This is a genomic window from Pseudomonas sp. IT-P260 (genome assembly GCF_949768395.1).
Classification (GTDB): domain Bacteria; phylum Pseudomonadota; class Gammaproteobacteria; order Pseudomonadales; family Pseudomonadaceae; genus Aquipseudomonas; species Aquipseudomonas parakoreensis.
Genome location: NZ_CATKPO010000002.1, coordinates 181,132 through 194,494 on the forward strand (window position 1 = coordinate 181,132; position 13,363 = coordinate 194,494).

General features: G+C 61.3%; 14 protein-coding genes. 6 read left to right on the top strand and 8 right to left on the bottom strand.

Annotated features, from left to right (window positions below):
* Positions 1-14: 14 nt before the first annotated feature.
* The 6 genes from flgJ to ACM6HV_RS01925 all read right to left on the bottom strand — a co-directional run bounded on the left by flgJ (position 15) and on the right by ACM6HV_RS01925 (position 6,581).
* The gene (gene flgJ / locus ACM6HV_RS01900) at positions 15-1,301 is read right to left on the bottom strand and encodes a flagellar assembly peptidoglycan hydrolase FlgJ (RefSeq protein WP_414903220.1); all 1,287 of its coding nucleotides are present in this window, start codon (positions 1,299-1,301) and stop codon (positions 15-17) included.
* Positions 1,302-1,312: 11 nt separating this feature from the next.
* On the bottom strand, positions 1,313-2,401 hold the full coding sequence (locus ACM6HV_RS01905) for a flagellar basal body P-ring protein FlgI (RefSeq protein ID WP_161794916.1): 1,089 nt from the start codon (positions 2,399-2,401) through the stop codon (positions 1,313-1,315).
* Positions 2,402-2,428: 27 nt separating this feature from the next.
* Positions 2,429-3,124 carry a flagellar basal body L-ring protein FlgH gene (gene flgH / locus ACM6HV_RS01910; RefSeq protein WP_007965503.1) on the bottom strand — a complete coding sequence of 232 codons (696 nt, stop codon included), beginning with the start codon at positions 3,122-3,124 and terminating at the stop codon, positions 2,429-2,431.
* A 51-nt stretch (positions 3,125-3,175) separates the two neighbouring features.
* The gene (gene flgG, locus ACM6HV_RS01915; protein ID WP_003222804.1) at positions 3,176-3,961 is read right to left on the bottom strand and encodes a flagellar basal-body rod protein FlgG; all 786 of its coding nucleotides are present in this window, start codon (positions 3,959-3,961) and stop codon (positions 3,176-3,178) included.
* A 45-nt stretch (positions 3,962-4,006) separates the two neighbouring features.
* Positions 4,007-4,747 (bottom strand): flagellar basal body rod protein FlgF, encoded by a 741-nt coding sequence (locus ACM6HV_RS01920; protein ID WP_007965507.1) that lies wholly within the window; start codon positions 4,745-4,747, stop codon positions 4,007-4,009.
* A gap of 271 nt (positions 4,748-5,018) precedes the next feature.
* Positions 5,019-6,581, bottom strand: coding sequence for a sigma-54-dependent transcriptional regulator (locus ACM6HV_RS01925; RefSeq protein WP_108182020.1), 1,563 nt, complete (start codon positions 6,579-6,581; stop codon positions 5,019-5,021).
* A gap of 384 nt (positions 6,582-6,965) precedes the next feature.
* Between ACM6HV_RS01925 and phhA the strand changes: the two genes are divergently transcribed.
* From phhA to ACM6HV_RS01955, 6 genes are all read left to right on the top strand, one after another.
* Positions 6,966-7,757, top strand: coding sequence for a phenylalanine 4-monooxygenase (phhA, locus tag ACM6HV_RS01930; protein WP_414903224.1), 792 nt, complete (start codon positions 6,966-6,968; stop codon positions 7,755-7,757).
* Positions 7,758-7,875: 118 nt separating this feature from the next.
* On the top strand, positions 7,876-8,232 hold the full coding sequence (locus ACM6HV_RS01935) for a 4a-hydroxytetrahydrobiopterin dehydratase (RefSeq protein WP_003222798.1): 357 nt from the start codon (positions 7,876-7,878) through the stop codon (positions 8,230-8,232).
* A complete protein-coding gene (locus ACM6HV_RS01940) occupies positions 8,232-9,425 on the top strand; it encodes an amino acid aminotransferase (RefSeq protein ID WP_414903226.1) in 1,194 nt (397 codons plus the stop codon). The genes ACM6HV_RS01935 and ACM6HV_RS01940 overlap by 1 nt, the downstream gene beginning before the upstream one ends.
* Before the next feature lie 167 nt (positions 9,426-9,592).
* Positions 9,593-9,724, top strand: a complete 132-nt coding sequence (locus ACM6HV_RS01945; protein WP_260687720.1) for a hypothetical protein — start codon at positions 9,593-9,595, stop codon at positions 9,722-9,724.
* A gap of 70 nt (positions 9,725-9,794) precedes the next feature.
* Positions 9,795-9,998, top strand: coding sequence for a hypothetical protein (locus ACM6HV_RS01950; protein WP_414903229.1), 204 nt, complete (start codon positions 9,795-9,797; stop codon positions 9,996-9,998).
* An 83-nt stretch (positions 9,999-10,081) separates the two neighbouring features.
* Positions 10,082-11,281: an MFS transporter gene (locus ACM6HV_RS01955; RefSeq protein ID WP_414903231.1), complete on the top strand. Its 1,200-nt coding sequence runs from the start codon at positions 10,082-10,084 to the stop codon at positions 11,279-11,281.
* Here the strand turns inward: ACM6HV_RS01955 and arfB are convergent.
* Both arfB and ACM6HV_RS01965 read right to left on the bottom strand, forming a co-directional pair.
* Positions 11,278-11,691 carry an alternative ribosome rescue aminoacyl-tRNA hydrolase ArfB gene (gene arfB / locus ACM6HV_RS01960; protein ID WP_041073058.1) on the bottom strand — a complete coding sequence of 138 codons (414 nt, stop codon included), beginning with the start codon at positions 11,689-11,691 and terminating at the stop codon, positions 11,278-11,280. The genes ACM6HV_RS01955 and arfB overlap by 4 nt on opposite strands.
* A gap of 99 nt (positions 11,692-11,790) precedes the next feature.
* A complete protein-coding gene (locus tag ACM6HV_RS01965) occupies positions 11,791-13,209 on the bottom strand; it encodes an amino acid permease (protein WP_414903233.1) in 1,419 nt (472 codons plus the stop codon).
* Positions 13,210-13,363: the final 154 nt, after the last annotated feature.

Sequence of the window (13,363 nt, forward strand, 5' to 3'; positions counted from 1 at the left end):
ACCTTACCGTGTGTTTATAGAGGCGTCGTTGAAACGCCGGCCGCAGCGTAGTTTTCGAAACTGTTCATCTGCTTGGCTATCTGCGAAATCTTCGTCGCGTAGTTCGGGTCGGTCGCGTAACCGGCCTTTTGCAACTCGCGTACAAACTGTTCTGGGTTATCGGCCGACTTCACGACATCTTGATAGCGATTGTTGGTCTGCAGCAAAGTCACCAGATCGTGGAAACTGTCCTTGTACGAGGCATAGGAACGGAACTGCGCCGTCTCCTTGACCATCTGCCCGTTGCGGAACTCGCTGGTGATTGCCCGGGCCGAATCGCCGATCCAGTTGCTGCTGGCCTTGATGCCGAACAGGTTGTGGCTGCTGCTGCCATCCTGCGCACGCATGACCGATTTGCCCCAGCCGGTTTCCAGTGCGGCCTGCGCCACCAGATAACGCGGATCGACGCCAATACGCGCGGCGGCTTCTTTGGCCATCGGCAGCATGGTGTTGACGAATTCATCGGCGGAGCTGAAGGCGCGCTTGGCCGGCGCCAGCGGAATCTGCGCCATCGCTCGGCCGTAAATCTGCATCTGCCCGCCGGACGCCTTGGCGTCTTCGGCACGGGCCAGCCAGTCGCCGTTGTACAGCGGACCGGCGCCGGTGGTGGCCGTCGTTGCGGCACGTTGCGGCAAGGCATTGGCGACGGTCGGCGTGGCGGAAGGCACCAGACCGGCGAGCAAACGATCGGCCAGTTTCGGCGGCAAGGCCAGACGACGTTTGTTGATCATGGCCATGTCATTGCTGTGCGAGGCTTCGGTCGTGGCGACACGCCCGGAACGCGACGCCCACAACGGACGCTCACCATTGAGCCGCGATAACGGCCCGCTGGTGGCGGTCGTGCCGGCCGCAATTGGCGTCTGCACCGCAGCCGCTTTCGCCGCCTCTTGCTTGGCGGCGGACGCTGCCGCCGCCTCACCTGGCGCCAGCGGTTTATTCCTCGACATCTGCTTCATCAGCACGTCGGCCAGACCGATACCCCCGCCCTCACGGGACAGCGAGACCGCCAGTTGCTGGTCGTACATTTCCTGATATTGCTTGGCCGCCGGGGTGTTCATCGGGTTGTCTTTACCCAACGCCTCGGTGGCCGAACGCATCGACTTGAGCATTTCGCCAAGGAACAGCGATTCGAATTCCTGCGCCACCTTGCGCATGTTCGCATCGCTGTTCTTGTCGCCGACCTTGAGCTGATTCAGACGATTGAGATCGGAGTACGAACCCGAATCGCCCGTGCCCACCAGACTGCCTTTGCGCATATCCATGGTCGCCGTCCTCAGATCACGATCAGGTCGGCTTGCAACGCGCCGGCCTGCTTCAGAGCTTCGAGAATGGCCATCAGGTCACCCGGTGCCGCGCCCACCTGGTTCACCGCCCGCACGATCTCGTCGAGGGTGGTGCCCGGGCCGAACTTGAACATCGGTTTGGCTTCCTGCTGGGCATTGACCCGCGAGCGTGGCACCACGGCCGTCTGCCCATTGGATAACGGGCCCGGCTGGCTGACGATCGGGTCTTCGGTGATGGTCACGGTCAGACTGCCGTGGGTCACGGCGGCCGGCGAGACTTTCACGTTCTGGCCGATGACGATGGTACCGGTGCGCGAGTTGATGATGACTTTCGCCACCGCCTGCCCCGGGTCCACTTCAAGGTTTTCGAGGATCGAAAGATAGTCGACGCGCTGGCTCGGATCGAGCGGCGCCGTCACACGGATCGAGCCGCCGTCGATGGCTTGCGCCACGCCAGGGCCGAGCATGTCGTTGATCTTGTCGACGATGCGCTTGGCGGTGGTGAAGTCGGAGCGGTTGAGGTTCAGCGTCAGGCTGTTGCCCTGGTTGAAACCGCTCGGCACCGAACGTTCTACCGAAGCACCGCCCGGAATACGACCGGCCGACGGAACGTTGACGGTGATCTTCGAACCGTCACGCCCTTCGGCATCGAAACCGCCGACCACCAGGTTGCCCTGAGCGATGGCGTAGACGTTGCCGTCGATACCTTTGAGCGGGGTCAGCAACAGGGTGCCGCCACGCAGGCTCTTGGAGTTACCGATGGAGGACACGGTGATGTCGACCTGCTGACCCGGTTTGGCGAACGCCGGCAGATCGGCACTGACCGACACCGCGGCGACGTTTTTCAACTGCACGTTGCCCGATCCCGGCGGCACCTTGATGCCGAACTGCGAGAGCATGTTGTTGAAGGTCTGCAGGGTGAACGGGGTTTGCGTCGTCTGGTCGCCGGTGCCGTTAAGCCCGACCACCAGGCCGTAACCGATCAACTGGTTGGAACGCACGCCGGAAATGCTGGCGATATCTTTCAGCCGCTCGGCGTGGGCACCAAAGGCAGCGGACAACAGGGCCGCCGCCAGCATGAGGCTCTTGAAATTCAAAGTCGCCACCTAGAAAGGGAACAGCGGGCTGAGGAAGAAACGGTCGAACCAGCCTGGCTGACTCGCATCGGCAAACGAACCGGTGCCCGAGTAGGTGATGCGCGCATCGGCGACACGGGTCGACGACACGGTGTTGTCGGTGGCGATGTCATCGGCACGCACCAGACCTGCGATCCGCACCAGCTCGTCGCCGGTGTTGAGGGTCATCCACTTCTCGCCGCGCACGGCGATGATGCCGTTGGGCAGCACGTCGGCCACGGTCACGGTGATCGAGCCGGTCAGGGTATTGCCCTGCGCGGCCTTGCTGTCGCCCTTGGTTGCACGGTCGCCGCTGTAACCGACGTCGAGGCTCAGGTCATTGCCACCCAACGGGTTGTTGGTGGTGCCACTGCCGCCAAACAGCGAGGTCAGACCGATGCCGGTCTTGCTGTTCTTGGCCACCTGGGAGTTGGCGTTCTTGCTCGCCTGAGTCTTCTCGTTCAGGGTGATGGTGATGATGTCACCGACCCGGAACGCCTTGCGGTCGCTGTACAGGTTCTGCTCGAAGCCGGCCTGATAGATCGAGCCGTTGTTGGCCGCCGCCGGCAATGGCGTGCGTGGCAACACCGGAGCGTAGTAAGGGTCATTGGGCTTGGGCGTCGGTGCGACGCAGCCCGCGAGCGAGACGACCCCACCCAATGCCAGAACAGATACGAAGCGTTTCATGACCCTACCTCACGGTGTTGCTGGCGGCCTCAGGCCGCCCCATAGACTTGATTACAGATTCTGCGTTACGAACGAGAGCATCTGGTCGGCGGTGGAGATCACCTTGGAGTTCATCTCGTAGGCGCGCTGAGTGGTGATCATGTTGACCATCTCTTCAACGGTGCTGACGTTGGAACCTTCCAGGGTGTTCTGCAGCGTGGTACCGAAACCGTTCAGGCCCGGGGTACCGATTTGCGGCGCGCCGGAAGCAGCGGTTTCCAAGAACAGGTTGTTACCCACCGCCTGCAGACCGGCCGGGTTGATGAAGTCGGCGGTTTGCAGGTTGCCGATCACTTGAGCGGCCGGGTTGCCTGGCACGGTGATCGAGACGGTGCCGTCGGTGCCGACAGTGAAGCTCTGCGCGTTGTTCGGGATGACGATGGCCGGCTCCAAGGCGAAACCGCTGGCGTTGACGATCTGGCCGTTGGAGTCGAGGTGGAAAGTACCGTCACGGGTGTAGGACGTGGTGCCGTCCGGCTGCAGGATCTGGAAGAAACCGCGACCGTCGATGGCCATGTCCAGCGGCTGCTCGGTGGTTTGCAGGCTGCCGGCGGTGAAGTTTTTCTGGGTACCGACGATGCGCACACCGGTACCCAGTTGCAGACCCGACGGCAGTTCGCTGTCCTGGGTCGACTGGGCGCCTGGCTGACGCTTGATCTGATACAGCAGGTCCTGAAACTCGGCACGGTCACGTTTGAAACCCGTGGTCGAGACGTTGGCCAGGTTGTTGGAAATGGTGGTCAGGTTGGTGTCCTGGGCGGACAGACCTGTTTTGGCAACCCATAGAGCCGGAAGCATTCGATTCTCCTCGTGCGCCTGTTTTACGGCGCGACGTTCTGATAATTAGCTGATCTGCAAGACCCGAGCCATGGCCTGGTCGTCGTCTTTGGCGGTGTTCATCATCTTGACGTGCAACTCGAACTGCTTGGCCAGGGCCAGCACCGAGGTCATTTCTTCCACGGCATTGACGTTGCTCGACTCGAGGAAACCCGACACCAGTTTGACGTTGGCGTCGGCCGGCGCCGGCTGACCGTCCTTGGTGTAGATCGAGCCGTCGAGGCCTTTGTTGAGGTTCTTGATGTCCGGGTTGACCAGTTTGATCCGGTCGACTTCCGCCATGACGCGCGGGCCTTCGCCCATCGCACGAATACTGATGGTGCCGTCTTCACCGACTTCGACCTGCTGCTCCGGCGGCACGGCGATCGGACCGCCGTTGCCCAATACCGGCATGCCGTTGCCGGCGCGCAATACGCCGAGGGCGTCGATGTTGAGGCTGCCGGTGCGCACGTAGCTTTCGCCGCCGTTGGGGTTCTGCACGGCAATAAAACCGTTGCCGGTCACGGCCACGTCGAGATCACGCCCGGTCTGCACCAGCGAACCGGCGGTGAAGTCGGTGGCGGGCCGTTCGCTCATGGCAAACGCACGCGCCGGAAAGCTGTCACCGAACACCGGCATCGAACGCGCCTGCTCCAGGTCGCGCTGAAAACCATTGGTGGAGATGTTCGCCAGGTTGTTGGCATGGGCCTTTTGCGCCAGTGCGTTCTGACTGGCGCCGGTCATTGCCACATAAAGGTACTTGTCCACACTCTTTCCTCTGCATGCCGGACGTTTGCCGCCCACCGCTGTACTGCTGAGCCATAAGCAATTTGCAGACCAACTTTTTTCTGGCGGCTTGCGGCCCGGTAAACAAAGGACTTGCGGGGTTTTGCGGGGCAATTGGAAATGTATCGAAGTCGAAAAACCGGCGGTGTTATGCCGCTTGGCGGCAAAGGATCAAAAGATCGCAGCCTTCGGCAGCTCCTACATTGAAATGCTTCCCCCTGTAGGAGCTGCGGCACGCTGCGATCTTTTGATCTCAAGCTTCAGAGTCTTTACCGACCTCATACTCGCGCAGCTTATTGGCAATGGTGGTGTGCGAAACACCCAGCCGCTTGCCGAGTTGCCGACTGCTCGGGTGCTCGGAATACAGTCGCTCCAGTACGGCTTTCTCGAAGCGCCCGACAATTTCGTCCAGCCCGCCCTCCAGCGAGAAATCGCCAAGCGGCTGACGCACGCCGTAGTCCGGCAAGCGAATATGCTCGGCCTTGACCGTGCCGCCATCACACAGCGAGACCGCCTGAAACAGCACGTTCTCCAGCTGCCGCACGTTGCCCGGCCAGTGGTAGTGACTGAGACGCTCCATCGCCGCCGGCGCCAGTTTCGGCAGCGAGCAACCGATCTGCCGACTGGCCTGATCGAGGAAGTGTTCCACCAGCGGAGTCAAACCGTCGAGGCATTCGCGCAGCGGCGGAATGTGCAGCGACAACACGTTCAAGCGGTGATACAGATCCTGACGAAACTCGCCGCGCGCGCACAGCTCGGACAAGTCGACCTGAGTGGCGCAGATCACCCGCACATCCAGATACACCTCTTCATCGCTGCCGACCCGGCGGAAACAGCCGTCCTGCAGAAAGCGCAGCAACTTCACCTGCAAGCGCGGGCTCATCTCACCGACGCCATCGAGGAACAGTGTGCCGCCTGCCGTCAGTTCCAGCAGACCGAGTTTGCCTTCGGCGCGCGCGCCTTCGAACGCGCCGGGGCCGTAGCCGAACAGTTCGGTCTCGGCCATCGACTCCGGCAGCCCCGCGCAGTTGAGCGCCATCAATGGCGACTGCCCGCGTGGACTGGCGAGGTGACAGGCCCGCGCCAACAATTCTTTGCCGGTGCCGGTTTCGCCTTCGATCAACAGCGGCGCATCCAGTGGCGCCATGCGCCGGGCCTCACGCACCACCGCCGCCATCACCTTCGAACTCTGGAAGATACTGTCAAAGCCACGCAGCTCCTGTTTGCGCACGTTATAGATGCGCTCGCCGACGCGGTCGGCGCGGTGCAGGGTCAGCACCGCACCGGCCATGGCTTCGCTGTCGTCGTGCTCCGATTGCAGTGGCGCGATGTCGGCGAGAAAGATGTCGCCCTTGACCTTGACGCGCATGCCGTTGATTCGCGATTTGTTGGCGCGTACCAGTTCCGGCAGGTCGAAATCCTCGGCGTAGCGCGACAGCGGAATCCCCGGCACCTCGTCCACGCGCACCCCGAGCAACTGCGCGGCCGCGCGGTTGGCGGCAACGATCGAGCCACCCATGTCGATCGACAGCACCGGAAATTCCAGCGCGCCAAGCAACGCATTCAACTCCATGTGCCGACGCTCACTGGGCATCAACCCGACGCGCTTGACCCCAAACACCCCGGCAATCGCTTCGAACTTCGGCCGCAGCGCCTGGAACTGAATGTTGATCAGGTTCGGGCAGTGCAGGTAGATCGCATTGCCATGCTCGCCGCCGACCTCACCGCGCGCAACGTTAATCCCGTACTCGACCAAGAGATTGAGAATGTCACGCAGGATGCCGATGCGGTTCTGGCAGTGGACTTTGATACGCATATGAATGACCCGACAAACCAGCAATAAGGTTGAACACAGACCTGTGGGAGCGAGCCTGCTCGCGAAGGCGGCTGCACACTCAGCATAGGTGTGTCAGACAGACCGCATTCACGAGCAGGCTCGCTCCCACAGGGGGTGGCGCCTGACTTTTCTGTCGAGGCGCGCAGATAGTTGTCAAGATTATGTGACAGCCACAGCCCTTTTCAAACCTTGAAATCAGCGCAAACGCGAGATATCCGCCAAAGCGTAACGATTTATTTACAAAATACGGTGATTGTTCCTACAACGACCGCGTTCAACCTGCTGCATACCGCCCCACTCTCGGGTAATCCTGACTCCATCGCTGGACATAACAAGAACGAATTCCCCTAGCAGGAGAGCAGTATGAAGCAGACGCAATACGTGGCCCGCGAGCCCGATGCGCAAGGTTTTATCGACTACCCCGCCGAAGAACATGCGGTGTGGAACACGCTGATCACCCGCCAGCTGAAAGTGATCGAGGGTCGCGCGTGCCAGGAATACCTGGACGGTATCGAAAAACTCGGTCTGCCCCACGACCGCATTCCGCAACTGGGCGAGATCAACAAGGTGCTCGGTGAGACCACCGGTTGGCAGGTTGCCCGCGTCCCGGCACTGATCCCCTTCCAGACCTTCTTCGAATTGCTCGCCAGCAAGCAGTTTCCGGTGGCTACATTCATTCGTACCCGCGAAGAACTGGACTACCTGCAAGAGCCGGACATCTTCCACGAGATCTTCGGTCATTGCCCGCTGCTGACCAATCCATGGTTCGCCGAATTCACCCACACCTACGGCAAGCTCGGCCTGCAGGCCACCAAGGAAGAGCGCGTATACCTGGCGCGCCTGTACTGGATGACCATCGAGTTCGGCCTGATCGACACCCCGCAAGGCAAACGCATCTATGGCGGCGGCATCCTGTCCTCGCCGAAGGAAACCGTTTATTCGCTGTCGGACGAGCCCGAGCATCAGGCCTTCGACCCGCTGGAAGCCATGCGCACGCCGTATCGCATCGACATCCTGCAGCCACTTTATTTTGTCCTGCCCAACCTCAAGCGCCTGTTCGACCTGGCCCACGAAGACATCATGGGCATGGTCAAGCAAGGCATGCAGTTGGGGTTGCACGCACCGAAGTTTCCGCCAAAACCGAAAGCCGCGTGATCCGCGACTTTTGCTGACAATTGAGTCTGTCAGTCGCCGCCACTTTGGTTTAGCGTGACGGCATTGACGGGCCGATAGTTTCTATAAAAAAAACACACTCGATTTCAGGAATCACACCATGTCCACTTTGAACCAAGCCCACTGCGAAGCCTGCCGTGCCGATGCGCCACAAGTCAGCGACGAAGAACTGCCGATCCTGATCAAGCAGATCCCTGACTGGAACATCGAAGTACGCGACAGCATCATGCAGCTGGAGAAAGTCTTCCTGTTCAAGAACTTCAAGCACGCACTGGCCTTCACCAACGCCGTCGGCGAGATCTCCGAGGCCGAAGGTCACCACCCGGGTCTGCTGACCGAGTGGGGCAAAGTCACCGTGACCTGGTGGAGCCACTCGATCAAAGGCCTGCACCGCAACGACTTCATCATGGCCGCGCGCACTGATGAAGTGGCCAAGACCGCAGAAGGACGCAAGTAATGCACTTTGACGCCATCGGCCGGGTACCCGGCGACCCGATCCTCGGTTTGATGGAGGCCTATGCGCAGGACAGTAACCCACGCAAGTTCGACCTCGGCGTTGGCGTCTACAAGGATGCGCAGGGCCTGACGCCGATCCCCGAGGCGGTGAAAATCGCCGAGGCGCGGCTGGTCGAACGCCAGGACACCAAGACCTACATCGGCGGGCACGGCAACCCATTGTTCGGCAAGGTCATCAATGAGCTGGTGCTTGGCGCCGACTCGAAGCTGATCACCGAACAGCGCGCCGGCGCCACCCAGACCCCGGGCGGCACTGGCGCCCTGCGTCTGGCCGCCGATTTCATCGCCCAGTGCCTGCCGGGCAAGGGTGTCTGGCTGAGTAACCCGACCTGGCCGATCCACGAAACGATTTTCGCCGCCGCCGGGGTCAAGGTCAGTCACTACCCCTACGTGGGCAGCGACAACCGCCTCGACGTCGACGCGATGCTTGCCGTGCTCAACGAAGTGCCGCAAGGCGACGTGGTGCTGCTGCATGCCTGCTGCCACAACCCGACCGGTTTCGACCTGAGTCACGACGACTGGCAGCGTGTGCTCGACGTCGTGCGCCGGCGTGACCTGCTGCCACTGATCGACTTCGCCTACCAGGGCTTTGGCGACGGGCTGGAGCAGGACGCATGGTCGACCCGGCTGTTCGCTGCCGAAGTGCCCGAGTTGCTGGTCACCAGCTCCTGCTCGAAAAACTTCGGCCTGTACCGCGACCGCACCGGGGCGCTGATTGTTTGCGCGAAAACCGCCGACAAGCTGATCGACATTCGCAGCCAACTGGCCCACATCGCCCGCAACCTGTGGTCGACGCCACCGGATCACGGCGCGGCCGTGGTCGCGACCATCCTCGCCGACCCGGAGCTGAAAGCGCGCTGGGCCGACGAAGTGGAAGCCATGCGCTTGCGCATCGCCCAGCTGCGCAGCGGTCTGGTCGAAGCACTGGAACCGCACGGTCTGCGCGAGCGCTTTGCGCACATTGGCGTGCAACGCGGCATGTTCTCCTACACCGGCCTGTCGCCGGAGCAGGTCAAACAATTGCGTGAGCAGCACAGCGTGTACATGGTCAGCTCGGGCCGGGCCAACGTCGCCGGGATCGACGCCACGCGCCTGGCGCTGCTGGCACAAGCCATCGCTGACGTCAGCAAATAGGTCCAGCTCCTACAGTTGTTTCGCGGTGACCCTCCTCCCCTGCGGCCATCTGTCGCATTAATTTGAATTAAAAGTCTGATTGTCATTTTTCCTGCTGTATCCTGCGCAGGCTTTCAAGAAGCGCGGATCTACCAGATCTATCAACAGACTTAGCGAGGAGCGCAACCATGCACGAGATTCCTAATCTCCCCTTCCCAAGCCTGCACGTACCTGAGCAGACGACCACGCAACAAGCCGGTGCCCAACAGCCCGAGCCGAAAGAAGCCGTTGACAGCCGCCAGGCCGACCACGAAGAGTAAAACCCCGCCGTACAGACCGTGTGGAAAGCGCTAAGATGCGCTTTCCACACTGCCTGAAACCGAGCCCGCCATGACCGACGAATTCTCCGAAAGCCAAGCTGCCGTCCTGATCGGCGCGACCGAGAAAATGATCGAGATCTGGCAGCGCCTCTCCCCGGAAAAACAGGCTGCTTTGCTCGCCCGTTTCGGCAGCGAAGAAAACGCCCTCGCCGCCCTCGTCACCACGCAACTGGTCGCCCCGGCCAAACCCCGATACCCCCTATCCGGCAAATAGTTTTACTTTTCCCCGCCCCAGATGCGTTCGCGCCGGTATCATAAGCAGCCTATCTAATCCTGCTTTGCCGTGGATCGTTCCCCATGTCGCCCTCTATGCCACAACCCCAGCGCCCCCTGGCGGTCACGCTGCAAGTCGTGTCCATCGTCCTCTTCACTTTCATCGGCTACCTGAACATCGGCATTCCGCTCGCGGTGTTGCCCGGTTACGTCCACAGTGATCTGGGCTTTGGCGCGGTGATTGCCGGACTGGTGATCAGCGTGCAATACCTCGCCACCCTGCTCAGCCGTCCGTACGCCGGCAAGATCATCGACAACCAGGGCAGCAAACGCGCGGTGATGATTGGTCTGGCCGGTTGCGGCTTGAGTGGTGTATTTATGCTGATTTCGGCCTGGACACCCAACTTGCCGATGCTCAGCCTGATCAGCCTGTTGATCGGCCGTCTGGTGCTGGGCAGCGCGGAAAGCCTGGTCGGCTCCGGCTCAATCGGCTGGGGCATCGGCCGCGTTGGTGCGGCGAACACCGCCAAAGTCATCTCGTGGAACGGCATCGCCAGTTACGGCGCGCTCGCGGTGGGTGCGCCGTTCGGGGTGTGGCTGGTCGGCCAGTTGGGATTGTGGAGCATGGGCGTCAGCATCATTCTGCTGGCGGCGCTGGGCTTGCTGCTGGCGTGGCCAAAAACCGCGGCACCGATTGTCGCCGGTGAGCGCCTGCCATTCATGCATGTGCTAGGTCGCGTGTTCCCGCACGGCTGCGGACTGGCACTGGGCTCGATTGGTTTCGGCACCATCGCCACCTTCATCACCCTGTATTACGCCACTCGGCACTGGGATAACGCGGTGTTGTGCCTGAGCCTGTTCGGCGCCAGCTTCATCGGCGCACGGCTGCTGTTCGGCAACCTGATCAACCGCCTCGGCGGCTTTCGCGTGGCGATTGCCTGTCTGTCGGTGGAAACCCTGGGCCTGTTGCTGCTGTGGCTGGCGCCCGACGCACATTGGGCGCTGGCCGGGGCGGCGCTGAGCGGTTTCGGCTTCTCGCTGGTGTTCCCGGCGCTGGGCGTGGAAGCGGTGAACCTGGTGCCGGCCTCCAGCCGTGGCGCGGCCGTTGGCGCTTATTCGCTGTTCATCGACTTGTCACTGGGGATCACCGGGCCGTTGGCCGGGGCCATTGCGTCGGGCTTCGGTTTTGCCTCGATCTTCCTGTTCGCCGCCCTCGCCTCCCTGAGCGGTCTGGCGTTGAGCGTGTACCTTTACAAGCACACGGCGAAGTACCGCGAAGACTAGAAATCCACCTTGCCCCGCCCGGCCTTGATGCTGCCACGCTTGGTCTTGGATTCGAGCCGGCGCTTCTTCGAACCGAGGGTCGGCTTGGTCGGGCGGCGTTTCTTTTCGACCTTGGTGGCGCTGAGAATCAGCTCGGTCAGACGCTGCAGCGCATCGGCGCGATTGGCTTCCTGCGTGCGGTATTGCTGAGCCTTGATGATCAGCACGCCATCGCTGGTGATGCGACTGTCACGCAGCGCCAGCAGCCGCTCCTTGTAGAACTCGGGCAAGGACGAGGCCGGAATGTCGAAGCGCAGGTGCACGGCACTGGAGACCTTGTTGACGTTCTGCCCGCCGGCGCCCTGCGCGCGAATGGCCGTCAGTTCGATCTCGGCATCCGGCAGATGCACATTGTTGGAAATCACCAGCATGGAAAAGCGTCCGTATTCAGAAGCAGCAGGATACGCCATCAACAGGCGCAATAAAAAACCCGGCACATTGGCCGGGTTTGTTGTTTGTTGCCTCAGCGCTTACTTCGAAACACTCGCCGCGTGCAGCGCCTGCTGCGCCCCACGCTTGTTCTTGATCACGTAGCAGACCCACATGAACACGACCCACACCGGAATCGCGTACACCGAGATCTGGATGCCCGGGATCAGCAACATCACGCCGAGAATGAACGCGACGAACGCCAGGCAGACATAGTTGCCGTACGGGTACCACAGCGCCTTGAACAGCGGCGTCTGCTGCGTCTTGTTCATGTGCTGGCGGAACTTGAAGTGCGAGAAGCTGATCATCGCCCAGTTGATCACCAGGGTCGCCACCACCAGCGACATCAACAGTTCCAGCGCCTGTTGCGGCATCAGGTAGTTAAGCAACACCGCCACCAGCGTGACCGCCGCGGACGCGAGGATCGAACGCACCGGCACGCCGCGCTTGTCGATTTTCGACAGGGCCTTAGGCGCATCGCCCTGTTCGGCCATGCCCAGCAGCATGCGGCTGTTGCAGTAGGTGCCGCTGTTGTACACCGACAGCGCCGCGGTCAGTACCACGAAGTTGAGGATGTGCGCGGCGGTGTTGCTGCCGAGCATCGAGAACACCTGCACGAACGGGCTGCCGCTGTACGAATCGCCGGACGCATTGAGCGTTTCCAGCAGACTGTCCCACGGGGTCAGCGACAGCAGGATCACCAGCGCGCCGATGTAGAAAATCAGGATGCGGTAGATCACCTGGTTGATCGCTTTCGGGATCACGGTTTTTGGCTTGTCCGCCTCGGCTGCAGTGAAACCGAGCATTTCCAGACCGCCGAAGGAGAACATGATGATCGCCATCGCCATCACCAGACCGCTGACGCCGTTGGGGAAGAACCCGCCGTGCGACCACAGGTTACTGACCGAGGCCTGCGGGCCGCCATGGCCGCTGACCAGCAGGTAGCTGCCCAGCGCGATCATGCCGACGATCGCCACGACCTTGATGATCGCGAACCAGAATTCGGCTTCACCGAAGACCTTGACGTTGGCCAGGTTGATCGCGTTGATCAGCACGAAGAATGCAGCGGCGGTGACCCAGGTCGGGATGTCCGGCGCCCAGTAGTGGATGTACTTGCCGACCGCGGTCAGCTCCGACATGCCCACCAGAATGTACAGAATCCAGCAGTTCCAGCCCGACAGGAAACCGGCAAAACCGCCCCAGTACTTGTGCGCGAAATGGCTGAAGGAACCGGCCACCGGCTCTTCGACGATCATCTCGCCGAGCTGGCGCATGATCATGAAGGCGATGAAGCCGCAGATGGCGTAGCCGAGGATCATCGACGGGCCGGCGGATTTCAGGACCCCGGCCGAGCCGAGGAACAATCCGGTACCGATCGCGCCACCGAGGGCGATCAGTTGAATATGGCGATTTTTCAGGCCGCGTTTCAGCTCGCCTGATTGCGAGTTTTGTCCACTCATGAAAAAGGTCCCACGCAAGGTTTGATGATGTTCAGTAGACGTTGCTGCAAGGTTGCGATTTCAGACAACCCCGATCAAACCCCAGCGCAAGCACCAGGAATTCAGCGTTTTTACAACGGTCATGCGTCACCTGTTTGTTTTTATCTGTGACGAA

Excerpts from the sequence above, each read along its gene's own strand:
- phhA (WP_414903224.1), top strand. The coding sequence starts at position 6,966 with ATGAAGCAGACGCAATACGTGGCCCGCGAGCCCGATGCGCAAGGTTTT.
- flgG (WP_003222804.1), bottom strand. The coding sequence starts at position 3,961 with ATGCTTCCGGCTCTATGGGTTGCCAAAACAGGTCTGTCCGCCCAGGAC.
- ACM6HV_RS01945 (WP_260687720.1), top strand. The coding sequence starts at position 9,593 with ATGCACGAGATTCCTAATCTCCCCTTCCCAAGCCTGCACGTACCTGAG.
- flgH (WP_007965503.1), bottom strand. The coding sequence starts at position 3,124 with ATGAAACGCTTCGTATCTGTTCTGGCATTGGGTGGGGTCGTCTCGCTC.
- ACM6HV_RS01935 (WP_003222798.1), top strand. The coding sequence starts at position 7,876 with ATGTCCACTTTGAACCAAGCCCACTGCGAAGCCTGCCGTGCCGATGCG.
- arfB (WP_041073058.1), bottom strand. The coding sequence starts at position 11,691 with ATGCTGGTGATTTCCAACAATGTGCATCTGCCGGATGCCGAGATCGAA.
- ACM6HV_RS01925 (WP_108182020.1), bottom strand. The coding sequence starts at position 6,581 with ATGCGTATCAAAGTCCACTGCCAGAACCGCATCGGCATCCTGCGTGAC.
- ACM6HV_RS01940 (WP_414903226.1), top strand. The coding sequence starts at position 8,232 with ATGCACTTTGACGCCATCGGCCGGGTACCCGGCGACCCGATCCTCGGT.
- ACM6HV_RS01905 (WP_161794916.1), bottom strand. The coding sequence starts at position 2,401 with ATGCTGGCGGCGGCCCTGTTGTCCGCTGCCTTTGGTGCCCACGCCGAG.
- flgJ (WP_414903220.1), bottom strand. The coding sequence starts at position 1,301 with ATGGATATGCGCAAAGGCAGTCTGGTGGGCACGGGCGATTCGGGTTCG.
- ACM6HV_RS01950 (WP_414903229.1), top strand. The coding sequence starts at position 9,795 with ATGACCGACGAATTCTCCGAAAGCCAAGCTGCCGTCCTGATCGGCGCG.
- ACM6HV_RS01965 (WP_414903233.1), bottom strand. The coding sequence starts at position 13,209 with ATGAGTGGACAAAACTCGCAATCAGGCGAGCTGAAACGCGGCCTGAAA.
- ACM6HV_RS01955 (WP_414903231.1), top strand. The coding sequence starts at position 10,082 with ATGTCGCCCTCTATGCCACAACCCCAGCGCCCCCTGGCGGTCACGCTG.